This window comes from Flavobacterium sp. F52, assembly GCF_000278705.1.
GTDB lineage: Bacteria > Bacteroidota > Bacteroidia > Flavobacteriales > Flavobacteriaceae > Flavobacterium > Flavobacterium anhuiense.
Genome location: NZ_AKZQ01000023.1, coordinates 268,608 through 291,925 on the forward strand (window position 1 = coordinate 268,608; position 23,318 = coordinate 291,925).

Here is a 23,318-nt window from a genome sequence, read left to right on the forward strand (position 1 = left end):
TTTAATAATTAGTTGTTTTGTTTGCTCATCAGCCTGCCGCCGATATTTCCTGCTGCTGAACCGGCTCCTGCTCCGGTAACATTTCCTGCTTTCATCGCTGTCTGGTTGACATTGCGGGTAAAGTTCCCGGCTCCGCCGGCCTGGATAATCCAGCCTGTCACTGTTGGAATAGTAAAGTAGCCTACGATTCCTATAATCATGAAAATGATATACACGGTATTTGAAGTGTCGGGGATGAATGTCGGATCAGACAGCATTTCAATGTCACGCTCCAGTATCAGGGACTGAATTCTGGCGAGCATCGAGCTAAAGAGGTCCGCTACAGGAAGCCAGAGGTAGACACTTATATATCGTGTGAACCACTGATTAAGCGTAGACTGAAAACCGTCCCACACGGAAATAGCAAAGGCAATCGGGCCAAGTATGGACAGGACGATAAGAAAAAATGTCCTGATGGTATCGATCACCAATGCTGCCGCCTGAAACAGTACTTCCAAAAGATTACGGAACCATTCTTTCATGGCTTTCTCAATCTTATACTCCTGACGATCCATGTACATTCCTGCCATTGTCCCAATGTCTGAAGGCGACCAGCCGAGTTCATCCAGCTTCTTGTCGAACTCTTCATCCGAAACCATATAAGCAGTTTCGGGATTTCGTACCATTGCTTCGTATTCCAATTGATCTTTTTGCTGCTGTAGTTTGTTCAGGTCAAGCACCTGGTCTTCGAGTATAGCATGTGTTCCTGTAACTATAGGGCTTAGCACCGCATTTACGGTTCCAAGAACGATCGTGGGAAAAAACATGATACACAATCCCAAGGCAAAAGGCCGCAACAGTGGAAACATATCAATAGGTTCGGCACGGCTTAACGCCTGCCAGACCTTTAATGCTACATAGAACAGCGCGCCCAGTCCGGCCAAACCTTTAGCTACCGCTGCCATATCACCTGCAAGCGGCATCATGTCATCGTATAGCGAACGCAGGACTTCGTGAAGATTATTCCATTCCATCTTTTACCAGTATTTTTGGTTGGAAGTCCCATAGAGTTCAAGTACACGCTTAGCGTCATTTTTCTTTTTTGCTCTCAGGTAGCTGACAGAAATATTCTTGCTGGTATAGTAGCGGACAAGACTGTGATACTCTTTGACTTCTTTATAAACGCGGTCGATAACGTCCATGCGTTCTTTGTCATTTAGAGAAAGATTCGATGCGGTTACTATCTGCTTGAGTTCCTTCAGAAGTTCGGTACTCTCATTGAGCAGTGCCGAATAACCGTTTCCAATAGCCGCAAGTTCCTGCGGTGTAAAATTGGGATCGTTCATCATTTTACCGAAATTGGTAACATACATCTCCGATACGTCCCCAACCAAAAGAACGGTCTGCTGCACTTTACGGGCATCTTTCACAAGATTGCTTACGGCTTTGAGTTTGTCGTAATACTCTTTTCCCTGATTGTATACTTTCTCCACTTCCTTGAAATTTTTAACAACATTGGATACCGTAGATGAAGTCTGTACGATTTCATTAGCGCTGTTGAGGATACCTGAAGCCAGGTTCGTAGGATCTGTAACCACCCACTGGGCTTTTACCGAGGGCGCTGCGGCAAGCATAATTGCGGCATACAACATGAACATTAGTTTTTTCATTTTTCTTAAATTTAAATTGTTAATTATTATTACTGATTTGCTTTCTCGCGCCTCTGCATAGCAATATGCTTGATGGCGAGTTCCACATTGCCGTCCAATTCTGATGCGAGCTGCATCACTTCCATTTTTTCTGTTTCTTCCGTGGTATAGGCGAGATACTCCTCAAGGCTCACTTCTGTAGCATATACTGCTGAATCCGTACCACCGAGGCCTATCCATACTTCCTTGTAAAGGCGCGAAGCATCATTATTCATATTGATGGAAAGTACCTGTGCCTTTTCCTTGTCCGTTAAGCCTAACATGGCTTGTATGTCATCAAACTTGTTCATGTACTTGCGCTGGTCCAGCAGGATTTTGCAGTCGGAGTTGTTGATAATACTTTCTTTTACAATAGGAGACTGGATGATATCATCCACTTCCTGCGTAACGACTATCGCCTCGCCAAAGAATTTCCTAACCGTCTTAAAAAGATACTTTATGTATTCCGCCAGGAATAATTGGACATTCTTTTGGAGGATATGAGACCGCAGCGATTGTAAGTTACACAAATAGATTCTGCGCGGCAGTTATGGGGGCAGGTATCTCGAATGCAATCAGCTCATATCTTACCGTAAACAGAAATAGCTTAAAAGCCGATTATTGGCGTTATGAATATGGTCAGTCTAGGATTGGCAAAAGCCTTTTTGAAGATAAGCAGTCCTATTTGGACAGTTCCCCTGTTCTTAACGCTGACAAAATTGAAACTCCCTTATTAATTTGGACCGGCGGCAAGGACGAACAAGTAAAGCCTGATCAATCTTTTAGTATGTACTTGGCGCTACGACGTTTGAAAAAACAAAGTTCTTTGCTTGTCTATCCCGACGAAGGGCATGCCTTTGTAACACCTGAAGCTAACAAGGACCTCACCCAGCGGATTCAACAATGGTTTGATTGTTTTTTAAAAGGTTTCCAGACAGACTGGATTAAATAAAAGCGGCTCCAACAGGAGCCGCCTCAGTTTTTTTTAAGGTTCATAAATTACGATGTTGCAAGGAGAGGCAGTGTTAGGCTGATGCCAAAGTCTCTGTCCTGTAGGTGTACCGTTTACTGTACAAAATTGTCCCTGCACGTCTGAGCACATTTTTACATACTCACATGGCTGGCTAGGATTGCCTGTAAGGCGATATCCATTTAATAGAGCCAAAGAATCTCCATCTTTAGCAGTGCTTACGGCTCCGGCAGATGCCAGTATGAATGCAGCAACAGGTAAAGCCATTTTTAAAATTGTAGTTTTCATAAATTAAAAATTTAATGGTTGTGATCTACTCTTTTACAGGTTTTCGATCGGATCCCTGAACCTGGCCTGGTGTATTTTCGATTTCATCCAACAGATTTTTGTTTAGGTCATATCGGACGATCCACTTTTCATTGATTAGATAAATATGGTTCTCAATAATTTTGAAGCTGTCAAGTTTGTTGCCATCTATGTCATAAAGAGGAAAACTGAAACGATAGGAACCGTCGCGAATATCATATACGTCAATAATACTGGCTTGTTTCCAAAGTTTTTCAAGATCTTCCTTTCCTGGGAGCTGTGAATTCACAAACAAAAGGTTTTTATAGAGAGCTGCTTTTCTATTAACCAGAAGTGGTGCTTGCCCCATTTGTCTTAAACCTTGTCGGTTATCAGTCACCTTTATCTGTGCGCGGCTAATAGTGTCAATTGTTTTACCTCTCCTGGAAAGTTGTAAAGAAGTGTCAGATATAAGGAACTCATTACGGTAGAAATACAGATATACGAAATTTTCACCATTTGTCAGCAAGGTGCCGTCCGTATCAAAGATCCCATCCATTTGCTTCTGCAGGAGATTCGATGTATAAGTAGGCAGCGTTTTTGAAGATAGCGGCTGGATTCCCATTATGTTATCCCCTTCTAGCGAAAATGTTCTTACCACCATTTTTTCATCCATTATTTCTGCAAGAGTGAAACGCTTTAAATTTGCATCGATCCTGTATGCTTTCCAGTCGAAGGTATTGCCTTGAAATACGTATGGTACGGTTCCATTCAATAAATAGAACTTTCCTAAATCTATTCTTACTTGGGCCGTACTAAAAGACAGGCCTGTAGTATCAACTTTGATCTCTTCAGTATTGAAATTCGAGAGGCTAAAATCACAAGACAGCAAATGTAACGGGGCTGTCACATTTCCCAAGTATATCCTGCCATTGTCAAATCCCGCAATATAATAGCTGTTATGTGGCAGCCGTATTTTGATAATTTCTGTCACCGATGGATGCGGATAGCGCCGCTGGAAACGGTTTTCGTAATGCACAATTTGTTCTGATTTTAAAAATAACTGCACTGTAATCCCGGAACTTAAAAACATTGCAACAACAAGCATTATTGCATAATATACGCCTTTTCCCTTGGAGGATTCTTTTGATAGGGTATAATCCAGAAGAAGTGCTGACAGACCTAGTATGATAAAGACAATATTGAAATAGAAGTGTTCAGTCCAACCCATTTTCTCCAAAATGCCGCCACAGGAGCAAGGAACATGTGATGCGAAATTCATTATAAGATAAATGTAAACAGTGAATGATAACATTAGATTCATAGAACCAAACATTCCGACCCTGCGGGTTCCTGGGAAAACCAACAGTACGGCAAGTAAAATTTCTAAGGCTGGGACAAGCCATGCAAGCCAGGAAGCGTGGGCTGTTAAAACAGGAGACATTGCAATTTGTCGAAGAAAGGCCTCGTAGTCAATAAGTTTACTAATTGCGGCATATACAAAAAGCAAAATATAGAGCAATCCGATAACATGTATAATTAAGTTTTTATGATACACCGATACTTTCATGTCACAGGTTTTAATCTCAAAAGTGGATTTTAATCTGACTTGGCAGAATAACAATCCAACTAACAAATGCAATTTTTTGTAATTTAGTTGTCACTTTATGAGTGTTTTACAAGTCAAAATTAAAATAAAACCCTCGTAGGATTGATGTAAAAAACGATCCTAAATTTGTAAAAAACGATCCATTTTATATTTTTACTGTAATTGAAATACTTAGTTTTTAAGTCTATCTCCTGCTAATTCTATTTTGAATTACCAGCTCCATCCATCAGTTTCTGAATGTCATCATAGCGATAATACATAAGCCCGCCAATCTTATTATAGGGAAGGGTACCGTTTATTCTAAGGTTTTGAAGGGTTCCTGCTGAAATATTAAGAAGTTTGCGCACTTCGTAACTTTTGAGCCAAATACGAGTTTCCTGCCCTGGCTTGCGTGGATACTGCTGGAATCTTCGAATTTCTTCTAAAAGTTCTTTTTTAAATTTATCAAGGTCATCCCTGGTAATAAGATCTACATTCATAATTCTCACTTTTACATTGAACAATATCTAACTCAGATTTTGGCAGTTTTTAAAAACCATCTACAAAATAAGTTCATAAGGAAATTGGAAAAGTAAAATTGTCTACGTTTGGCTCATTGTGGCTCTCTATTACCAATAAAAATGCAGTTTTTACACTTTACACAAAATATGTCCAATATTTACGGAGGTGAATAGTAATTTGAGATTTAATTTTAGGAGAAAATAAAGGACTGAAAACATTAAGGAAAAAACAGAGCCATTGAATCCAATGGCTCTGTTAGTCTTTTTGTAGAGCCGCTTCGGCTATAATCGGAGGCCTTATTCCCTCTTTAATGTTTCTGATATCATGGAAAAATTGAAATCTGCTAACAGGCTAAGTAGCATCTCTGGTGATTATAAAACTAAAAAAATCCGTTAAAAACTAAACTATTTCCTGGTAATCATAGATTGATTATTGGCAGACGCTTTGTTTTCAAAGTATTTCGTATTCTCTGCATAAAAGCGCCTGCAAAGTTGGATGATATCCATATTGTTATTGCCGGCAATCTTTTAAAGCAGTTCCAGAATTTATTTAGTGCGGAAGTTTTTCCCTAAAATAGCCGTAAGCCCAGGTGCCTGCAATAGCGCTTAAAAGTGTAATAAAAATAACCGTTGCACCTGTACCGATTTGTGCAAACAAGGGACCAGGGCAGGCTCCAGTTATTGCCCATCCAAAGCCAAAAATTAATCCGCCATAGATCTGGCCTTTGTTAAATTTTTTGTTTGGAATTTTAATGGGCTCGCCATAAATAGTTTTGATGTTGAATTTCTTTATCAAAAAAATAGAAATCATACCTACAACAACTGCACTGCCAATTACTCCATACATGTGAAAAGACTGTAAACGAAACATTTCCTGTATGCGAAACCAGCTTATTACTTCGGATTTTACGAACACAATACCAAATAGTGTCCCAATAATCAGGTATTTTAGATTGTGATGCCATTTGTTCTCTAAACGTTTTTCGTTTACGCACACTGTGTCTTGTGGCTGGACTTCAAGATCTGTATTTGTTTTTGTATTTTGCTGCATTTATGTTTAGTTAAAGTGAAAGAATAAGAGGTAAAATGAGATTTGCCATAATGAAACCGCCAATCATAAAACTAATGGTTGCAATCAATGACGGAAGCTGTAGATTGGACAATCCCATAATGGCATGACCGCTGGTGCAGCCACCTGCGTAGCGGGTTCCAAATCCAACTAAAAATCCGCCCGCCACCATAAGAAAAAAACCTTTCAGCGTTAAGAGAGACTGCCAATTAAAGATGTCCAGCGGCACAAGGCTGTTTAAATTTGTAATGCCGTAGCCCGCCAATTCTGCGGTTAGTTTTGGATTGATTTCAATGGGATTCGGATTTGATAAAAATTGTATGGCTATTATTCCTCCTAAAAATATGCCGAGAACAAAAAACAAATTCCATGCTTCTTTTTTCCAATCATACTTGAAGAACTGGATATTGGCAGGTATGCAGGAAGCACAAATATGCCTCAGCGAGGAGCTGATACCGAATGATTTGTTACCGATAATTAAAAGTGCAGGAACCGTTAGGCCGATTAGCGGTCCCGCTGCATACCAAGCCCAAGGCTGTTTTAAAAACTCTATCATATTCTAGTTTCGTTTATAATTTGATTTACATTTTTCCAGGTTCCGCCATTGACTACATTGTGAAAGCCGTTTTTTTTCAAAAAGTTTTCCGCCTGACCGCTTCGGTTTCCGCTTCTGCAGAAAACGACGATATTTTTTTTGTTCTTTAATTTTGATAAATGAGCAGGTAAAGTATCCAGAGGAATATTTACTGCACTTTTTACGCTGCCAGCCAAAAACTCCGCAGGGGTGCGGACGTCCACTAAAAAAGCACCATTTTTCACAGCATCTTTAAGGCTGCTGTTGTCTGTTGATGCAAACAGTTTTTTTATGATTTCAAGCATTTCTTTTACTGTTATTGTGATGAAATTATTTTAAAATTTTACTTTGGCATACGAAATTGGTTTTAGGAACAGTAGTTTGAGCAATGGCATTAAATCCGCCCTCTATTTCGGTAAAGTTTCTCAAACCGCGAGCTTGTAAAATTGATGCGGCAATCATGCTGCGATAACCGCCTGCACAATGAAGGTAAAAATGTTCCTGTGGATCGACCTCTTTGATCCAATCGTTGATATATGCCAATGGCCTGCTGTATGCTTCTTGAATGTGCTCGGCTGCGTACTCGCTTTCTTTGCGGACATCTATGATTTTGCTTTCGCCAATTTTTACTTCCGATGCAAATTGTTTGGGCGTAATGCGGTTTACGGTGTCGGTTTCCTTTCCAGCAAGTTTCCAAGTTTCAAACCCGCCTGATAAATGACCTAAAACATTGTCAAAGCCCACACGGCTCAATCGTGTTACGGTTTCTTCTTCCCTGCCATAATCGGCAACTAACAAAATCGGCTGTTTTACATCAACCACCATAGCGCCCACCCAAGGGGCAAAATCGCCAATCAATCCGATGTTAACCGACTGCGGAATAAATCCTTTTGCAAAATCCTTGTCGCTTCTTGTGTCTAATATCAATGCCCCCAGGCTCTCTGCTGCTGCTTGAAAATCGGCTGCGTCCAAGGCTTTCAAACCGTGCTTGAGGACTTCGTCAAAACTACCGTACCCTTTCTTGTTCATTGCTACATTCATCCCGAAATACGCTGGCGGAGGCAATAGCCCTTCAGTAACAGCTTTAATAAATGCTTCTTTGCCAGGCTGGTTTAAGGCATAGTTGATTTTTTTTTGACTGCCCAAACTGTCCATCGTTTCTTTCATCATGTTTTTACCGCAAGCCGAACCCGCTCCGTGTGCAGGATAAACGGTTATATCATCGGGAAGCGTCAGGATTTTGTCGTAAAGACTTTCGTATAGTAAGCCTGCAAGTTTTTCCTGAGTCATATTTGCTGCTTTCTGTGCCAAATCCGGGCGGCCTACATCGCCTAAGAATAGTGTATCGCCGCTAAACAAAGCAGTTTCTTTTCCGCTTTCGTCAAGAAGCAGAAAGCATGAACTTTCCATTGTATGCCCAGGTGTATGCAGCACTTTGATTTTTATGCCGCCGATTTCGAAGATCTGATTGTCAGCTGCAATAATGGCTTCGAATTCTGGCTTAGCCGTAGTTCCGTAAACAATTGGGGCATTTGTTTTTCTGCTCAAATCTAAATGGCCGCTTACAAAGTCTGCATGGAAATGTGTTTCAAAAATGTATTTAAGCCTAACGCCGTCTTTTTCCAAACGGTCCATATACGGTTTTGTTTCTCGCAATGGATCTATTATCGCCGCCTCGCCGTTTGAAGTAATATAGTAAGCACCCTGTGCCAGACATCCTGTGTATATTTGTTCTACTTTCATCGTACTTAATATTATAAACTTGTTTAACAATGCAAATCTCTTACGTTATTTTTTATCTTACAGCTACTTTGGTTACATAAGAAATTTTATTTTAGAATGGTTTCTTTGATAATGATGTAAATTCCCATTACCAGAACAAACCAGCCAAAAGCAGGTTTGAGTTTTGAACCAGTAATGTTTTTTGATAAATAACTTCCAATTAATACTCCGGTAATTGTAAGGGTAAGGATTTTGAATAGAAAAATCCAATCAGCGTTTATCTGTATGGCCGATACTGCAAAGCCCAGCAGAGAATTAAAGGCGATAATTAGAAGGGAGGTTCCCACTGCATTTTTAATTTCCATCCGTAAGTGATTTACCAAAGCAGGAATTATTAAAAAGCCGCCTCCCGCACCTACAAGACCTGTGATAGTTCCTGTAATTAAACCTTGTATCGCTACTCGCCAGGCATTAGCGGAAGGCTTTTCAGAATGCAGATAATCTCCTTTATCTTTTTTAATCATACTGTATGAAGCGAAAATCATCAGAAGGGCAAAAAGCAGTAACAGCAGAATGCTTTTGTCGAGTGTAAAGTTTCTGATGCTGAAAATTTTCCGGGGGATGGCAGGAAGGGCAAAAGCCCTTGTAATAAAAACAGCTGCAACAGATGGAATGCCGAAAAAAATGGCTGTTTTAAGGTTTACTAATCCTTTTTTGAAATAAGAAAATGAGCCCACAATGCTTGTAGTTCCCACAATAAAAAGGGAATAGGCTGCTGCCAGAAATGCATCTATGCCAAAAAGATAAACCAAAACCGGAACAGTAAGAATACTTCCTCCTCCGCCTATTAGACCTAATGCTACACCTATTAAAATCGAAGCTAAATAACCCACTGTATTCATTGATTTAAGATTGATACAGCAAAGGTCTATCAAATCAAAAAGCCCTACAGCTACTTTGGTTACATAAGGGTTATTTTGTTTCTGCCTAATTTAACTGTCCCGATATCTTCTAACTGTTTTAACATTCGCGAAACCACAACACGGGCAGTTCCCAGCTCGTTGGCTAATTGTTCGTGGGTGATGTTTAGAATAGTGCTGCCTGTCAAATCTTTTTTCTTTTGCAGTAATGCCAGCAATCTTTCATCTACCTTTTTAAAAGCAATAGCATTGATAATTTCCAAAAGTTCTTCAAATCGTTTGTGATACAAGCGGAAAATATAATCAAGCCATTGCGGGTAGTCTTTGATAAACAGCGACACCTTTTCAATAGGCAGAAAAAGTATTTCAGCATTTTCTTCCACTTCTACTTTTACTTTACTCGTCTCGTTGTGCAGCCCGCCCAGGAAAGACATAATGCAGCTTTCTCCTGCTTGAATATAATACAGCAGAATTTCTCTGCCGTCTTCCTCTATTCGGATAACTCTCAGCGTTCCTTTGGTAACGATCGGAATAGAACGTATGTGTGAGTTTTCATTTAAAATTGTACTTCCTGCTTCGTATTGTTTTCTTACGCTGAATTGATATAGCTTGGCTATCAATTCAGGTGATGATTTAAATTCGGTTATTTCTTGTAGGTCTTCCATAATGTAAAGATTGATAGTTGTTCAGCTGGCGAATTGTATCGGGTTTGGTAAAACTAAATACAGTGTTTTGGATCTGTTTGCCGCGGTCAGTTTTGTTTCTCCTGGCTTTTGGCAGCTCATCTTGTTCGTATTATTTTGATTTCAGCTCTTTTGTTATCTGTTTGACAAATTTATCTTTGTCTTTTTTGGCCTCTGTAATTATCTGTTTTATCTCTAATGGCATTGAAAAATACTTGTCTGACCAAATGTAAATTTCTACGATTATAGGCAGTAAATCGATTCCCTTTTTACTCAATCTGTACAAAATTTTTGCCTTGCTCTCTGGATGTGCTGATTTCTCAATAATGCCGTTTTCTTCTAATGCCTTTAACCTTGATGCTAAAATATTGGTGGCAATGCCCTCTTCCGATTTTAAAAAGTCATTATAGGTGCCTTTTTTATAAAATATCAGATCCCTGATAATGAGTAAGGACCATTTGTCTCCAAACACATCCAATGAACAGCTCAATGGGCATTCTGACCTTTTTTTACTTGTTTCCATAAAATAAATTAAAAATATTTCAAAATTTAACTTGCAATTTAAAAGTTGTTTGTATATTTGCGCTTGCAATTTGCAAGCAAATTTACGACATAAATTTTAAAACAAATAAAATGAGCAAGAATATTTTAATTACAGGAGCATCTTCGGGCTTTGGTTTGCTTATCGCAAACGAGCTTCACCGTAACGGGTACAACGTCATTGGCACAAGTCGAAATCCAGAAAAAATGCAGTCGGCGGTACCTTTCAAAATAATTGCATTAGACCTTGATTCGGACCAATCTATAAACACGCTTCCGGAAAGAATTTTCAATGAAATAAGCCAGTTGGATATCCTTATCAATAATGCCGGTTTTTTAGTGTCTGGTATTGCGGAAGAAATACCAATTGAGCTGGGAAGAAAGCAATTAGAGACTAATTTTTGGGGCACGATCAAAGTTACCAATGCATTACTGCCTTACTTTAGAAAACAGCAAATGGGTAAAATAATTACCGTAGGTTCAATTGTTGGGCTAGTATCTTTTCCCAATGCGGCCTACTACGCAGCTTCGAAACACGCACTGGAAGGTTATTTTAAAGCATTGCGTTATGAACTGGATGGCTTTAATATTAAAGTTGCCATGATTGAGCCGGCGGCTTTCAAAACCAGCATCCTGGATAATTCTTCATCACCAACCAACAAAATTGAAGACTACAACTCATTGAGAAATAAAATTGAAAAATTTACAAATGATTTGGTAGATAAAGCCGAAGACCCTGCAATGGTTGCCCAAAAAGTACTTAAAGTAGTCCAGACAGTGAAGCCAAAATTTAGAAACATTGTGGGCAAAGGCACTTCTGTCCTGATTAACCTGCAGCATTTCGCTTATGGGATTTTAGAAAAAAATGTTCTTAAGCAATTAAACAAATAAAAAAATGGAAAATAACGCAGTAACCACAGAAACTCAGTATGCAAATATTGAAAACAAACAAATTGCTTACCGCAAAATTGGTACTGGAACTCCGCTGATTCTGGCAAATCGTTTCAGAGGGACTTTAGATACCTGGGATCCTCTTTTTCTTGATTTATTGGCAAAAAACAACACAGTAGTTACTTTTGACTATTCAGGTATTGGGTATTCGCAAGGGGAATTGCCAATTGATTTGCACGAAGTTGCATCGCAGGTGACCAAGATGGCAGATTACCTAAATTTTGATAACTATTTTGTCGGAGGTTGGTCCTACGGCGGCCTGATTGCCCAATATGCTACCTTCCTTTATCCAACAAGAGTTTTAGGAACCATCGTAATTGGCAGCAATCCAATGGGTAAAAACGATGCCCCTCTTTCTTCATTATTTTTAGAAAAAGCATTGCAGCCTGACTATACCCCGGAAGATATTATTACCTTGTTTTTCGAGCCAACATCTGAAAAAAGCAGTACAGCCGGAATCGCATCTTTACAACGTATTGCTCAAAGATATGACGAATCAAAGGTACCGGTTAAGCCTGAAATACTCCAACGCTATTTTGCAGCCACACAACAATTGACAGAAGACAAAGATAATTTTAGAGAAGGCTACCAAACACTTCAGACTCCTGTATTGGCAATTTCAGGCGACAATGACATTTCGTTTGCAGTAGAAAACTGGTTTCCATTATTGAAAAAAGCACCGACTTTGCAGCACATTATTTTTAATGCTGCTGGTCATGCCCCTCATTATCAATATCCGGAATTGACTACTGCCTATATTAATACTTTCATTAATAATACTATTACGGAATAAAATGAAAAAGTATTTAATTGCATTTTTTATGTTAATAGGTTATATTAGTAATCTATTTTCACAAGCAAATATTTCACAATCATATAATTATGAAATTATGGCTGCATCAGATTCACAAAGTACCACATATACTTATGCTACGGTACCCACCCGGTTTATTGAAGCTAACGGAATAAAATTTGCTTATCGGTCTTATGGTAAGGAAGGAGATATTCCTGTTATATATTTTAATCACTTAACAGCAAACCTTGATAATTGCGACCCTAGAATTATGGATGCCATTGCGGCAGAGCGCCATATTATTTCTTTTGATTATCGTGGCGTTGGTGCAACTACAGGCGAGCAGGGAACAAGTATTTCCGATATGGCAAAAGATGCTATTGCCTTTATTCATGCTTTGGGATACGGACAAGTGGATATTGTGGCATTTTCTATGGGTGGTTTTATTACCCAGGAATTACTTTTGCAAGAGCCGGCTTTGGCTCGTAGAATTATTCTTGCTGGCACAGGCCCCAGGGGTGGAAAAGGAATCAGCGATGTGGCTGGTTTAACGTACAAGGATATTTTAAAAGGCCTGTTAACATTCAGAGATCCTAAATTTTATTTATTTTTTACTCAAAACAAAATAGGTAAAGAAGCGGCCCGTGATTTTCTAAAGCGTCTAAAAGAAAGAACTGAAAACCGTGATGAGAAAGTAAAATTAAGTGTGTTGGGTAAACAGCTTAAAGCTATTAAAATATGGGGAAATGATAATCCGGCCAATTTGAGTGTTTTCAAACATCCTGTATTGGTGGTTAATGGTGATAATGACAGAATGGTACCAACACCTAATTCGTATGATTTGGCAAAGCGTTTTCCTAATGCTGAAAAAGTAATAATTTATCCAAATTCAGGACATGGCGGTATTTTTCAATATCATGCAGAATTTCTTGAAAAAGCAATACCATTTTTGACTAAATAAAATCAAATTATAATAATAATAATGAAAGCATTTATAGTAGAAAAATACAGCAAGAAAGAAAAATTACGATTTACCCAGGTAGCAGAACCAATTGCAAAAGAAAATGAAGTTCTGGTTCAAATTCATGCAGCAGGTGTTAATCTCTTGGATTCGATGATAAAACAAGGTGAGTTCAAAATCTTTTTACCTTATAAAACCCCAATCATAAATGGACACGATATGGCTGGAACTGTTGTTAAGGTAGGCTCGGGTGTAAAGAAATTCAAAATTGGTGATGAAGTCTATTCAAGAGTAGGCGATTACAGAATAGGCACTTTTGCAGAATATATTGCTGTCGATGTAAGCGATTTAGCTTTGAAACCAAAAAATATATCCATGGAAGAGGCTGGTTCTATTCCATTAGTTGGTTTAACAGCCTGGCAGGCATTAGTTGAAATTGCGAATGTAAAAAAAGGGCAGAAAGTTTTTATACAAGCTGGTTCGGGTGGTGTTGGTACATTTGCCATTCAATTGGCGAAATATTTGGGGGCGTATGTTGCAACAACTACAAGTACAAAAAATATTGATTTGGTAAAAAGTCTCGGTGCTGATTTGGTGATTGATTATAAAACACAAGAATTTTCTAACCTGCTCAAAGACTATGATGTAGTATTGCACAGTAACCGGGAAAAGATAGTGTTAGAACAATCATTAGGTATCTTAAAAAAAGGTGGTCAATTAATTTCGCTAGTAGGACCACCAACACCAGAGTTTGCAAAAGAAATCGGTTTGCCTTGGTATTTAAAGTTAGTAACAAAATTGTTAAGTTCCAGCGCAAGGAAAAAAGCAAAGAAATTAAATGTGTCTTTTAAATTCTTATTTATGAGAGCGGAAGGCAATCAATTAGGAGAAATCACAAAGCTTATCGAAGCAGGAATCATTAAGCCTGTTATTGATAAAGTGTTTCCTTTTGAGCAGACCAATGAAGCATTGTCTTACGTTGAAACTGGAAGGTCAAAAGGAAAAGTTGTTGTTAAGGTCAAGTAGTTTGATAAGTGCTAAGCTGCGGTAAACTTTAATGGTTAAGTTTGCTGCATACAGCAGTCAAATATTGTTTTTTAAACTGGATTTTTGGCAGAGTAAAATATATAGTGTATAAATGAAAGAGCGTGCAATATTTTGCATGCTCTTTTTCTTTGAGCACCATTGAAATTACTACCTCTGCATTCTTATATAATTCTATATTGCTCTTAATTATGGTTATCATTTTTGTAATAACGACTTAAGAGCCTGTTTAAATTTTATCTAATTACTTTTTACGGATTATTTTCCGCTATATTTCGTTAAATTCACTCAAAAATAAGTCTATTATTCTTTCAAAATTTGCCTCATCTATCGAAAAATAATCTCATAAAAATCTAAATATTTAAATTTTAAACAGGCTCTAAGTTTTATGCAATACCTCTTTTTGACAGCTTTTATTATAACAGATCAATCTCATTGAGCTTAATTTTTAGGATGATCTAGTTGTTTTGATGCAAAATACATTACTATGATAATGTAAAGTTCGGTTATGCCTGCTGGCAATAAATCATTTGTGTAACCGTCAAATATTACACTGATAATTCTGCAGATCAATATTACGCTTATTAATAACAAGGATGCTTGATACCAAGTTTTATTTTTGGTGATTAGCCCCATAATCATTATTAAACCTCCTCCGATGAGCATGCCGCCAATGGCTCCTCTAAAGGTGCTGTAAGTCATTATGCCTAATGGCTTAATGCCGTACAGTTCAAAAGTATTTGAGGGAGCAAATACATTTACTGTACCTAAAACCAATAAAGGAAGAATTGCCAGTACTACTAAAATATTGATCAGCTGTTTCATTTTTTAATTTTAAAAATTTCGCATATATCCATTTTGGTTTCTATTATTTGTATTAAAAACCATTGTAAAGATATATGCGAAAAAATATTATAATTATTTATTTTGTAGCTGCTCTTAAAGATTGACTACAATTTTACCAACAGTTCTGCCTTTTTCTAAATACAAATGTGCCTCTCGCATTTGGTCAAAAGTAAATATTTTAGAAACGTGCGATTTAATGATACCTTTTTCTAATAGCTGTGCAAGCTGCAGCATGTTTTCACCCGATGACTGTACAAGCAAGAATGATAAATCCACCTCTTTTGATTTTGCTTTTTCAAGTTCTTCCGCAGAAAGATTGCTAGATGCAATTGAAACAATTGTTCCGCCTTGTTTTATAACATCTAAAGATTTTAAAATCGTATCGCCTCCAAGAGTATCTAACACAAAATCAACATCTGAAACTGTTTCTTGAAAATTTTCTGTTGTATAATCTATATGTTGATCTGCTCCATTTTGTAAAATAAATTCTTTGTTTTTCGCCGATGATATTCCTATCACATAAGCCCCAAAATGTTTCGCAATTTGTGTGGCATAGTGTCCAACACCACCCGATGCTGCATGAATTAAGACTTTGTCTCCTTTTTTTACATTGCCCTTTTCTACTAAAGCCTGCCAGGCCGTAAGTGCAGCAAGTGTAGCCGAAGCCGCTTCCTGATGAGAAATAGTTGCAGGTTTTAAAGTTAAATGTGCTGATGGAACAGCAATAAATTCGGCATAAGCATTCCCTTTTCCTGGGAAATTTGCCATTCCGAAAACGTCATCACCAATTTTAAAACCAGTTACATCAGCTCCTACTTCTTCTACCGTTCCTGACAAATCCCAACCAATAATTGCAGGTCTGTCTGCACCAAGAATCCAATTCAGCGCTCCATCGTTTGATCTTACTTTATAGTCAACAGGGTTGACACTTAATGAAATTGTTTTTACTAATACTTCGTCACTTTTAATTGTTGGCTTTAAGGTTTCTATATATTGTAGATTATCAATACTGCCTGCTTCGTTTAAAATTATTGTTTTCATTTTTATTTAAAATTTGTTTAAGAATATTTTTTTAGCCCCAATAAGCAAAGGTCTAAATTCCTAATTTTTGGTGTATCGTTCCGCAGGCTGGCTCGTTTGTGAACCTTGCATTAATTTTAGGCGGGCATCTTCATAAGCATCAATTAGGTTTTGATCGTTTACAGACGGATGTGTGATTAATTCACCTTTATCTAGTCCAGCAAGAATGGCATCAACACAATCTTCAGTTTTCATAATCGTTGACTGTTCCAATGCAGATAGCGGGATGCCGCCAACCTCCCATATTTCGGTTGCAGTAGTTGCAGGATTTACCAACTGAACATGAATATTTGTTCCTTTTACTTCTTCCTGCAACCCTTTGGTATACTGAACTACAAAACCTTTTGTGCCACTATAAACAGCACTTATCGGCAAGGAATAAAATCCAAGTACTGAAGCTATATTAATTAAAGTTCCTTCGTTTTTCTCTAAAAACTGCGGTAGAATAGCATTTGATAACAACATTAATGCAGTTATATTTACATTTACCATCTCCTTTTGTTTCAACACGCTAGTCTTAGTAACCGAGGTAAGTGTAGAAGTACCTGCGTTGTTAATAAGCAATGTTATGCTCTTGTCATTTCTTAAGTCTTCAGCCACTTTTTCTAAATCTGTATCCAGGCCTAAATCTGCAACTAAGTTAGTTACCTTAATTCCATAATTACTTTCCAGTTTTTCAGCAAGTGCATCCAATCTATCCTTACGACGCGCTACTAATTTTAAATCATAACCACGTTTTGCCAGCCTTTCGGCAAATACCGCACCTAAACCTGATGATGCACCTGTTACTACCGCAGTCCCCATTTTATTGTTTTCTTTCATTTTGAAAATTTTTAAATTATATATCTCTATTCTTAGATTCAGGTTTACAAAGTGTAAACAGATCAGTTTACTTATTGCAAATGTAAACAGTTTGGTTTACATTTGCAATAGAATATTTTATTTATGGAAAAAAAAATAAATCAAGTTTCAAAATCCCAGAAAAGGGACGAAATGATTAAAAGCGCTTATGATATTTTCTACAAGAACGGTTTTCACGCCACCGGTGTAGATGCCATCGTTGATAGTACTGGTATATCCAAACGAACACTTTACAAACACTTCACATCAAAAGAGGGACTCATTATTGCTGCCGTTAATTATTACCACGAAATCATGTATAGAGCAATAGCAGATTATATAGAAAAATCTACATTAGACCAACCAGTTGATAAGGCTTTACTCATTTTTGACTTTCTTGCAAAGCTGGTAGATGCTGGCAATCTTTATGGCTGCTTTGCAATGAATGCAAAAACAGAATATGCGCATAAGGCAGTAGAAATAGAAGCAGCTTGTGATGTCCACACAAATGCCTTAAAGGGGCTCATTGAAAAGTATCTATCTGAGGCAAAAATTAAAGAAAGTGAATCGCTGGCTATTCAGATTATGATGTTATTTGAAGGGGCAATTCTGCGAAGCAAAGGGACAAAAAATTCGTTACCAATTAAATTAGCCAAGTCTGCCGCTAAAATAATTTGTAGTCAATAATAATGTGGTTCTAATGCGGTTTTTTGCAAAAGTATCAGGTAATATCCTAAAAACAAATTATAATGCTGCAATCGATTTTTATCTCAATTCCCTGAAAAATTCAGCTCTGTTTGGTAATTCAAGATAAAGATCTTTTACTATGATTTAAGTTCTGATATAGGGCAAGATTGCGAGACTATTTGTTACTATCAGCAGTATTGAATGATTAGAAGATTTTGCATTGTTAACTTCTATGGTTCGAATGCCACGGATTTTATTTGAATTTTTTTTAATGAAAGAAGCCTGATCCAGTGTTTAGCTTCAAATCTTTTAACGTATTGTATTTCTATATGTTACAGCACATTTCTGTCAATTCTGTATTGATAGCTTTAAAAATCAGATGTTTTGGCGTTTTCATGAGATTTAGTTCTTAATGCTCTCTATACTGTAAAGGAGTAAATCCTGATCTTTTTTTAAAGTAAGTTCCAAAGAAGGAAGGATTGGCAAAATTTAGCTCATCGGCAATCTGCAATACGGTCAAGTTAGAGCTTTTTAAAAGTGCTTTTGCTGCCATGATTACCATCTCGTCGATTAATTCCAAAACTGATTTTCCATTTACTTCCATTATTGTTTTCGAAAAGTACTTTGGTGTCAAGTGCAGTTTTTCGGCGTAGAACTGAACGCTTCGCTGAGTTTTATAATGCTCATAAAGAAGCGCGGCAAACTTCATTTGAATTTCTTCTTTACGGCTTTTATATTTTAAAGCAGAAATGCTGTTTTCTGTTGAATACAGCTGTAGTATTTGATACAGAATTGCCGATAAAAAATTTCGAATAATGTGCTCGCGGTATAAGACCTGTTTTTTATACTGATTAACTATCAATTGATGAACTAATAGAAATTCTTTAAACTGTTTGGGAGCTAATTGCCAGCATGCTTTATCTTCTACTATTTTAACAATATTTCCCACCGGTATCGGAAGTTTAATATTGGAAATGAAGTCGAATGTAAATAAGAGGAACTCTATCCTTAGATTTTTGCTTTGTTCATTTATCTGTACAATACTCTCGGGCAGAATCAGAAGCAGCGTATTTTCAGCCACGTCATATTCAATTAGGTTTATTCGAATTTTACCCGTCCCTTTTTTACAAAATACCAAGGCTATACCCTCTACTATGTGAGGATGGTCGAAATCAATTGCATGTTCTTCCACCTTGGTAGCGTTTCTGGAAATGATGAAGCCCTCAGTATCAGTTAAAACATCAACATGCAGCTGCTTTGCAAAATGGTCAATTGAAATTTTACCGTAAAGGTCTCTTTTCATAGTCTCTTAAATTTTCACGGGATAAAGATATTAAAAAGCGACATTTTGAACATCATTGGCGACAATTTGATTTCTGCTAACTTTTGGCAATACAAGATCTTTGCAATATAGTAAAACCTAATTAAAGAGAAAATGAACAAGTTAAAAATTATTCCGTTCCATATTTTAGGAATATTATCAATCCTCTTGATATTTTCCTGTACATCGAAAGACAGCCAGAAACCTGACGGTGCTGTCCCTGTTAGGATTCAGGCCATTCGTTCAGATAATGACTCTTATCCGCAGGAATATATCGGCACTGTTGAAAGTGATAAGACGGTAGATGTCAGTTTTATTCTCCCTGGTACAATAGAGCAGATGTATGCCACAGAGGGACAGAAGGTCGTAAAGGGGCAGCTGCTGGCCAGGCTTAATATTACGACTCAAAAAAATGCTCATGATTTAGCTGTAGCGGCATTAAAACAGGCCCAGGATGCTTACAGACGGCTTTCTTCTATGCATGAGGATAAAAGTCTTCCGGAAATTCAATTTGTGGAAGTCAAAACGAAATTAGAACAAGCGCGGGCAAGCGAAGAAATCGCGAGAAAAAATCTCCAGCAGTGTTCAATCTATGCTCCCCAGAGCGGTATCGTAGGCAGAAAATTCATTGAAACAGGTGTCAATGTGATGCCGGGCAGTCCTGTTTTTACCATCATCAATATTGAGAATGTCAAGATAAAGGCCGCCATACCTGAGGGTGAAATTTCAAATATGCAGCAGGGAAGCAGAGCAAAGGTGATTATTTCGGCTCTCGGAGACGCCGTTTTTGAGGGGAAGCTGGTTGAGAAGGGCGTTACTGCCAATCCGGTTTCCCACACTTACGATATAAAACTGCTTGTAAAGAATCCTTCAGGAAGAATAGTTCCCGGAATGGTATGCCGCGCCTACCTGGGAAGCACAGCCTCAAAGAACAGCATCATTGTCCCTGTTACTGCTGTGCAGGTAGACTATTCAGGGAAAAGATTTGTATGGCTTATGACTAAAGATAATAAGGCAGTGTATAAGGAAGTAAAACTGGGCGGTCTTTCCCAAAACGGGGTCAAGGTAACAGATGGCCTTCAGGAAGGAGATCATTTAATCACAGCCGGATATCAAAATATTAGTGAAGGGACTATAGTAAAAGCTAATCATTAATTAAGAGTTCAAATGGATAAAAATAATGGAATTATAGCCTTGGCAGTTAAATACAATAAGATTGTATTGCTGCTTATTATCACGCTGGTAGTATTTGGCATGTTCGCCTTGTATAAGATGCCTAAGCAGGAGTTTCCTGTATTTACAATACGCCAGGGTGTTGTAGTGGGAGTTTATCCAGGTGCGACATCTGCCGAGGTTGAAGAGCAGCTTGCCAAACCGCTTGAAAACTTTCTTTTTACTTATAAGGAAGTAAAAAAGTCAAAAACCTACTCCCAGTCAAGGGACGGGATGGTTTACATTTTTGTGGAACTAAACGACGAGGTAGCCAATAAGGATGAAGTATGGTCCAAAATCAAGCATGGCCTTTCGACTTTCAAGATGCAGCTTCCTTCCGGGGTTCTTGCTGTTGTTGCCAACGATGATTTTGGCGATACCTCTGCACTTTTAATTGCTTTAGAATCCGATACAAAAACGTACCGCCAGCTTAAAGAATATCTTGAAGCCTTGGAAAATAAATTAAGATCAGTAGAGTCTGTATCGAATCTAAGGAGGTATGGGGTTCAGAATGAGCAGTTGAGCATTTATGTAGACAAGGAAAAAGTGGCCAGTTACAGCATCAATCTTTACAGCCTTTACCAGACGCTTATAACCAAGGGAATGATTGGCCCGTCAGGTGTGATTGACAATGATGAAATGGTAGTGCCTATTCATATCACCCGGCCATTTTCGTCAGAGCGTGACCTGGAAGAGCAGATTATTTATTCTGATCCGCAGGGCAATCATATACGGCTGAAAGATGTAGCTGAAGTAGTGCGTGAATATCCTAAGGCATCCAGCTATACCATAAGCAATGGCAAAAAATGCCTTGTTCTTTCGACCGAAATGCGTCCTGGCTATAACATTGTGCAATACGGTAAAGATGTAGAGAAGGTATTGAAAGCTTTTGAGAAAACACTTCCATCTGATGTAAAAATCTACCGAATAGCAGATCAGCCGCAAGTTGTAGATGCTTCTATTCATTCATTTTTAGAGGAATTGATCATTGCAATTATAGCAGTGATACTGGTGACAGTTGTTTTTCTTCCCATACGTGTGGCGGGCGTTGCGGCTTCCACGATCCCAATTACCATATTTATTTCTTTGGGAATCATGTTTGCCGTTGGAATTGAGCTCAATACGGTAACCCTTGCGGCGCTTATTGTCGTGCTGGGAATGATTGTAGATAACTCGATAGTTATTGTTGACAGCTATCTGGAGAAACTTGATGAAGGGATTGAAAGAAAAAAAGCGGCCATTGACAGTGCCCGTGAATATTTTAAAGCAATATTTTCTGCTACGCTGGCCATCGGAATCACCTTTTTTCCTTTTCTAATCACCTTTACAGGGATGATGTATGATTTCCTGAGTGCTTTTCCATGGACCATACTGATTACCCTGTCAATTTCTCTTGGTATTGCCGTTTTGTTTGTTCCTTTTCTGCAGTACTTTTTTATCAAAAAAGGAATCCATTCTGCACCAACGGGTAAAAAACGCCATAAGTCCTTTATGGATTATGTGCAGTCTTTCTATGATGCGGTGCTTAAAAAAGTTTTTCTGTTTCCAAAAATCACTTTTGTCATCGGTATTATTTTCGTTGCAACAGGCCTTGCAATGTTTGTCAATCTGCCTTTGAAAATACTTCCGACAGCAGACAGGAACCAGTTTGCAGTAGAAATATTCCTGCCACAGGCAAGTGCGCTTGCCCAGACAGAAAAGGTGGCAAAAGATATGGCCCAAGTGCTCTCAAAAGACAAGCGTATTGTCTCTATAACCACTTTTATGGGTACAGGTTCGCCAAGGTTTCATACCACCTATGCACCTAAAATCGGGGGGCCTAATTTTGCGCAGTTTATTGTAAATACTGTCTCCAGTGAAGCTACAATTGCACTCTTGGATGAGTACTCTGAAAAATACGCCCGACGTTATCCCAATGCCTATATTAAATTTAAACAGCTGGATTATCAGGCTGGTGTTGATGCTGATATAGAGGTGCGTTTGAGCGGTGACAGTATCTCGGATTTAAAAGCAGTGGCAGCCAGACTGCAGGCCGAGATTAAAAAGCTCGATGCGCCCCAAAGGGTTTATACCAATTATGAAGAGATACTTCCGGATATTTCCATAAGCGTAGATCCTGTAGAATCTAACCGATTAGGCATCAATGAGGGACTGCTGGGAATTGGTCTTACTTCAAGATTTGGAGGACTTCCTATCACAACAGTCTGGGAAGGGGATTATAAAGTTCCGGTAGTTCTCAAATCAAAGTGGCAGGGCAAAGATCCTGAGGGTTCAGATGTTGAAAATGAATATATTTCAGGCCTTTTCACACCCGCTGTGCCCCTTAGACAGGTCGCCATGGTAACAAACGGATGGAATGAAGGACAGATTGTACGCAGAAATGGAGTCCGCACCCTCTCGGTCTACATAGACCTTAAGAGGGGAAATAAAGCCAACAGGACACAATCTGAAGTAGAAGATATTGTGGGGAATATGTCAAAAGAAATTGACAGTAAGAATATTTCCGTTTCGTATGGCGGGATTAAAGAAGACACCAATGACCAACTTCCTAAAATAGCAGCAGGACTTCTGATCTCGATTACCATTATCTTCTTTATACTGGTTTTCCATTTTAGGAAGGTAAGCCTTGCCTCTCTGGTATTTGCCTCGACATCATTTAGTTTCTTCGGAGCTGCATTTGGTCTTTGGCTGATGGATATGGAATTCAGCATGACAGCGGTTCTGGGACTGGTCAGCCTGATAGGAATCATTGTGAGAAATGGGATTATCATGTATGATTATATTGAAGAACTGCGCCATCATGCCAAGATGGGGGTGCTTGAGGCCTGCATGGAAGCAGGAAAAAGAAGGATGAGGCCTATACTGCTTACATCACTTGCTGCATCCATGGGGGTAATACCTATGATTATCAGCAAAAGCCCACTCTGGGGGCCAATGGGGACTGTTATATTTTTCGGGACTTTAATATCCATGGTGTTTATCCTAACCATGCTCCCGCTGCTATATTGGATGACTTATAAAAATGAAAATTTAAGCGTATGAGC

24 protein-coding genes and 1 pseudogene are annotated in these 23,318 nt (G+C 38.4%); 8 read left to right on the forward strand and 17 right to left on the reverse strand.

The annotated features are described in order from the left end of the window. Positions 1 to 8 precede the first annotated feature (8 nt). From traJ to FF52_RS08505, 3 genes and pseudogenes are all read right to left on the reverse strand, one after another. The gene (traJ, locus tag FF52_RS08495; RefSeq protein WP_008464616.1) at positions 9 to 1,013 is read right to left on the reverse strand and encodes a conjugative transposon protein TraJ; all 1,005 of its coding nucleotides are present in this window, start codon (positions 1,011 to 1,013) and stop codon (positions 9 to 11) included. Between the two features lie 3 nt (positions 1,014 to 1,016). Then, positions 1,017 to 1,649, reverse strand: coding sequence for a DUF4141 domain-containing protein (locus FF52_RS08500; RefSeq protein ID WP_035691154.1), 633 nt, complete (start codon positions 1,647 to 1,649; stop codon positions 1,017 to 1,019). A 29-nt stretch (positions 1,650 to 1,678) separates the two neighbouring features. Next, positions 1,679 to 2,140: pseudogene (locus FF52_RS08505) on the reverse strand (TraG family conjugative transposon ATPase); the annotation flags it as partial. A gap of 41 nt (positions 2,141 to 2,181) precedes the next feature. Between FF52_RS08505 and FF52_RS08510 the strand changes: the two are divergent. Continuing rightward, the gene (locus tag FF52_RS08510) at positions 2,182 to 2,619 is read left to right on the forward strand and encodes an alpha/beta hydrolase family protein (protein ID WP_237718544.1); all 438 of its coding nucleotides are present in this window, start codon (positions 2,182 to 2,184) and stop codon (positions 2,617 to 2,619) included. Positions 2,620 to 2,652: 33 nt separating this feature from the next. Here FF52_RS08510 and FF52_RS08515 read toward each other — a convergent pair whose 3' ends face one another. The 10 genes from FF52_RS08515 to FF52_RS08560 form a co-directional block, all read right to left on the reverse strand. Next, positions 2,653 to 2,925, reverse strand: a complete 273-nt coding sequence (locus FF52_RS08515) for a DUF6520 family protein (protein WP_008464620.1) — start codon at positions 2,923 to 2,925, stop codon at positions 2,653 to 2,655. Positions 2,926 to 2,950: 25 nt separating this feature from the next. Next, entirely contained in the window at positions 2,951 to 4,492 is a 1,542-nt protein-coding gene (locus FF52_RS08520) for a MauE/DoxX family redox-associated membrane protein (protein ID WP_008464621.1), read from the reverse strand. A gap of 239 nt (positions 4,493 to 4,731) precedes the next feature. Further along, on the reverse strand, positions 4,732 to 5,010 hold the full coding sequence (locus tag FF52_RS08525; RefSeq protein WP_008464622.1) for a helix-turn-helix domain-containing protein: 279 nt from the start codon (positions 5,008 to 5,010) through the stop codon (positions 4,732 to 4,734). Between the two features lie 571 nt (positions 5,011 to 5,581). Beyond that, on the reverse strand, positions 5,582 to 6,082 hold the full coding sequence (locus tag FF52_RS08530; protein WP_008464623.1) for a DUF6691 family protein: 501 nt from the start codon (positions 6,080 to 6,082) through the stop codon (positions 5,582 to 5,584). Positions 6,083 to 6,092: 10 nt separating this feature from the next. Then, positions 6,093 to 6,656, reverse strand: a complete 564-nt coding sequence (locus tag FF52_RS08535; protein WP_008464624.1) for a YeeE/YedE family protein — start codon at positions 6,654 to 6,656, stop codon at positions 6,093 to 6,095. Further along, positions 6,653 to 6,979 (reverse strand): rhodanese-like domain-containing protein, encoded by a 327-nt coding sequence (locus FF52_RS08540; protein WP_008464626.1) that lies wholly within the window; start codon positions 6,977 to 6,979, stop codon positions 6,653 to 6,655. Before FF52_RS08540 ends, FF52_RS08535 begins: the two co-directional genes overlap by 4 nt. A gap of 25 nt (positions 6,980 to 7,004) precedes the next feature. Beyond that, positions 7,005 to 8,417 (reverse strand): MBL fold metallo-hydrolase, encoded by a 1,413-nt coding sequence (locus tag FF52_RS08545; protein WP_008464628.1) that lies wholly within the window; start codon positions 8,415 to 8,417, stop codon positions 7,005 to 7,007. Between the two features lie 86 nt (positions 8,418 to 8,503). Then, positions 8,504 to 9,298, reverse strand: coding sequence for a sulfite exporter TauE/SafE family protein (locus FF52_RS08550; RefSeq protein WP_008464629.1), 795 nt, complete (start codon positions 9,296 to 9,298; stop codon positions 8,504 to 8,506). 59 nt (positions 9,299 to 9,357) lie between these two features. After that, complete coding sequence (locus FF52_RS08555; protein ID WP_008464630.1) at positions 9,358 to 9,981, reverse strand: Crp/Fnr family transcriptional regulator; 624 nt, start codon at positions 9,979 to 9,981, stop codon at positions 9,358 to 9,360. A 130-nt stretch (positions 9,982 to 10,111) separates the two neighbouring features. Continuing rightward, positions 10,112 to 10,522, reverse strand: a complete 411-nt coding sequence (locus tag FF52_RS08560) for a winged helix-turn-helix transcriptional regulator (RefSeq protein WP_008464631.1) — start codon at positions 10,520 to 10,522, stop codon at positions 10,112 to 10,114. Positions 10,523 to 10,632: 110 nt separating this feature from the next. Here FF52_RS08560 and FF52_RS08565 point away from each other — a divergent pair, with 110 nt between their 5' ends. From FF52_RS08565 to FF52_RS08580, 4 genes are read left to right on the forward strand one after another with little or no spacing between them, the layout of a single operon-like run. Beyond that, positions 10,633 to 11,430: an SDR family oxidoreductase gene (locus FF52_RS08565; RefSeq protein WP_008464633.1), complete on the forward strand. Its 798-nt coding sequence runs from the start codon at positions 10,633 to 10,635 to the stop codon at positions 11,428 to 11,430. A 4-nt stretch (positions 11,431 to 11,434) separates the two neighbouring features. Then, positions 11,435 to 12,283, forward strand: coding sequence for an alpha/beta fold hydrolase (locus FF52_RS08570; protein WP_008464636.1), 849 nt, complete (start codon positions 11,435 to 11,437; stop codon positions 12,281 to 12,283). A 1-nt stretch (position 12,284) separates the two neighbouring features. After that, complete coding sequence (locus FF52_RS08575; RefSeq protein ID WP_237718542.1) at positions 12,285 to 13,244, forward strand: alpha/beta fold hydrolase; 960 nt, start codon at positions 12,285 to 12,287, stop codon at positions 13,242 to 13,244. Positions 13,245 to 13,265: 21 nt separating this feature from the next. Then, positions 13,266 to 14,270 carry an NADP-dependent oxidoreductase gene (locus tag FF52_RS08580; protein WP_008464638.1) on the forward strand — a complete coding sequence of 335 codons (1,005 nt, stop codon included), beginning with the start codon at positions 13,266 to 13,268 and terminating at the stop codon, positions 14,268 to 14,270. A 459-nt stretch (positions 14,271 to 14,729) separates the two neighbouring features. Here FF52_RS08580 and FF52_RS08585 read toward each other — a convergent pair whose 3' ends face one another. The 3 genes from FF52_RS08585 to FF52_RS08595 all read right to left on the reverse strand — a co-directional run bounded on the left by FF52_RS08585 (position 14,730) and on the right by FF52_RS08595 (position 17,036). After that, a complete protein-coding gene (locus tag FF52_RS08585; RefSeq protein WP_008464639.1) occupies positions 14,730 to 15,113 on the reverse strand; it encodes a DUF4345 family protein in 384 nt (127 codons plus the stop codon). Between the two features lie 114 nt (positions 15,114 to 15,227). Beyond that, on the reverse strand, positions 15,228 to 16,175 hold the full coding sequence (locus FF52_RS08590; protein WP_008464640.1) for an NADP-dependent oxidoreductase: 948 nt from the start codon (positions 16,173 to 16,175) through the stop codon (positions 15,228 to 15,230). A gap of 60 nt (positions 16,176 to 16,235) precedes the next feature. Further along, positions 16,236 to 17,036 (reverse strand): SDR family NAD(P)-dependent oxidoreductase, encoded by an 801-nt coding sequence (locus FF52_RS08595; RefSeq protein ID WP_008464641.1) that lies wholly within the window; start codon positions 17,034 to 17,036, stop codon positions 16,236 to 16,238. A 123-nt stretch (positions 17,037 to 17,159) separates the two neighbouring features. Between FF52_RS08595 and FF52_RS08600 the strand changes: the two genes are divergently transcribed. Beyond that, complete coding sequence (locus FF52_RS08600) at positions 17,160 to 17,741, forward strand: TetR/AcrR family transcriptional regulator (protein ID WP_008464642.1); 582 nt, start codon at positions 17,160 to 17,162, stop codon at positions 17,739 to 17,741. A gap of 409 nt (positions 17,742 to 18,150) precedes the next feature. Here FF52_RS08600 and FF52_RS08605 read toward each other — a convergent pair whose 3' ends face one another. Then, positions 18,151 to 19,044 carry a helix-turn-helix domain-containing protein gene (locus FF52_RS08605; protein WP_008464643.1) on the reverse strand — a complete coding sequence of 298 codons (894 nt, stop codon included), beginning with the start codon at positions 19,042 to 19,044 and terminating at the stop codon, positions 18,151 to 18,153. 132 nt (positions 19,045 to 19,176) lie between these two features. Between FF52_RS08605 and FF52_RS08610 the strand changes: the two genes are divergently transcribed. Continuing rightward, entirely contained in the window at positions 19,177 to 20,217 is a 1,041-nt protein-coding gene (locus tag FF52_RS08610) for an efflux RND transporter periplasmic adaptor subunit (RefSeq protein ID WP_008464644.1), read from the forward strand. Between the two features lie 12 nt (positions 20,218 to 20,229). Next, a complete protein-coding gene (locus FF52_RS08615) occupies positions 20,230 to 23,316 on the forward strand; it encodes an efflux RND transporter permease subunit (RefSeq protein WP_008464645.1) in 3,087 nt (1,028 codons plus the stop codon). Positions 23,317 to 23,318 lie beyond the last annotated feature (2 nt).

Excerpts from the sequence above, each read along its gene's own strand:
- traJ (WP_008464616.1), bottom strand. The coding sequence starts at position 1,013 with ATGGAATGGAATAATCTTCACGAAGTCCTGCGTTCGCTATACGATGAC.
- FF52_RS08500 (WP_035691154.1), bottom strand. The coding sequence starts at position 1,649 with ATGAAAAAACTAATGTTCATGTTGTATGCCGCAATTATGCTTGCCGCA.
- FF52_RS08515 (WP_008464620.1), bottom strand. The coding sequence starts at position 2,925 with ATGAAAACTACAATTTTAAAAATGGCTTTACCTGTTGCTGCATTCATA.
- FF52_RS08520 (WP_008464621.1), bottom strand. The coding sequence starts at position 4,492 with ATGAAAGTATCGGTGTATCATAAAAACTTAATTATACATGTTATCGGA.
- FF52_RS08525 (WP_008464622.1), bottom strand. The coding sequence starts at position 5,010 with ATGAATGTAGATCTTATTACCAGGGATGACCTTGATAAATTTAAAAAA.
- FF52_RS08530 (WP_008464623.1), bottom strand. The coding sequence starts at position 6,082 with ATGCAGCAAAATACAAAAACAAATACAGATCTTGAAGTCCAGCCACAA.
- FF52_RS08535 (WP_008464624.1), bottom strand. The coding sequence starts at position 6,656 with ATGATAGAGTTTTTAAAACAGCCTTGGGCTTGGTATGCAGCGGGACCG.
- FF52_RS08540 (WP_008464626.1), bottom strand. The coding sequence starts at position 6,979 with ATGCTTGAAATCATAAAAAAACTGTTTGCATCAACAGACAACAGCAGC.
- FF52_RS08545 (WP_008464628.1), bottom strand. The coding sequence starts at position 8,417 with ATGAAAGTAGAACAAATATACACAGGATGTCTGGCACAGGGTGCTTAC.
- FF52_RS08550 (WP_008464629.1), bottom strand. The coding sequence starts at position 9,298 with ATGAATACAGTGGGTTATTTAGCTTCGATTTTAATAGGTGTAGCATTA.
- FF52_RS08555 (WP_008464630.1), bottom strand. The coding sequence starts at position 9,981 with ATGGAAGACCTACAAGAAATAACCGAATTTAAATCATCACCTGAATTG.
- FF52_RS08560 (WP_008464631.1), bottom strand. The coding sequence starts at position 10,522 with ATGGAAACAAGTAAAAAAAGGTCAGAATGCCCATTGAGCTGTTCATTG.
- FF52_RS08565 (WP_008464633.1), top strand. The coding sequence starts at position 10,633 with ATGAGCAAGAATATTTTAATTACAGGAGCATCTTCGGGCTTTGGTTTG.
- FF52_RS08570 (WP_008464636.1), top strand. The coding sequence starts at position 11,435 with ATGGAAAATAACGCAGTAACCACAGAAACTCAGTATGCAAATATTGAA.
- FF52_RS08575 (WP_237718542.1), top strand. The coding sequence starts at position 12,285 with ATGAAAAAGTATTTAATTGCATTTTTTATGTTAATAGGTTATATTAGT.
- FF52_RS08580 (WP_008464638.1), top strand. The coding sequence starts at position 13,266 with ATGAAAGCATTTATAGTAGAAAAATACAGCAAGAAAGAAAAATTACGA.
- FF52_RS08585 (WP_008464639.1), bottom strand. The coding sequence starts at position 15,113 with ATGAAACAGCTGATCAATATTTTAGTAGTACTGGCAATTCTTCCTTTA.
- FF52_RS08590 (WP_008464640.1), bottom strand. The coding sequence starts at position 16,175 with ATGAAAACAATAATTTTAAACGAAGCAGGCAGTATTGATAATCTACAA.
- FF52_RS08595 (WP_008464641.1), bottom strand. The coding sequence starts at position 17,036 with ATGAAAGAAAACAATAAAATGGGGACTGCGGTAGTAACAGGTGCATCA.
- FF52_RS08600 (WP_008464642.1), top strand. The coding sequence starts at position 17,160 with ATGGAAAAAAAAATAAATCAAGTTTCAAAATCCCAGAAAAGGGACGAA.
- FF52_RS08605 (WP_008464643.1), bottom strand. The coding sequence starts at position 19,044 with ATGAAAAGAGACCTTTACGGTAAAATTTCAATTGACCATTTTGCAAAG.
- FF52_RS08610 (WP_008464644.1), top strand. The coding sequence starts at position 19,177 with ATGAACAAGTTAAAAATTATTCCGTTCCATATTTTAGGAATATTATCA.
- FF52_RS08615 (WP_008464645.1), top strand. The coding sequence starts at position 20,230 with ATGGATAAAAATAATGGAATTATAGCCTTGGCAGTTAAATACAATAAG.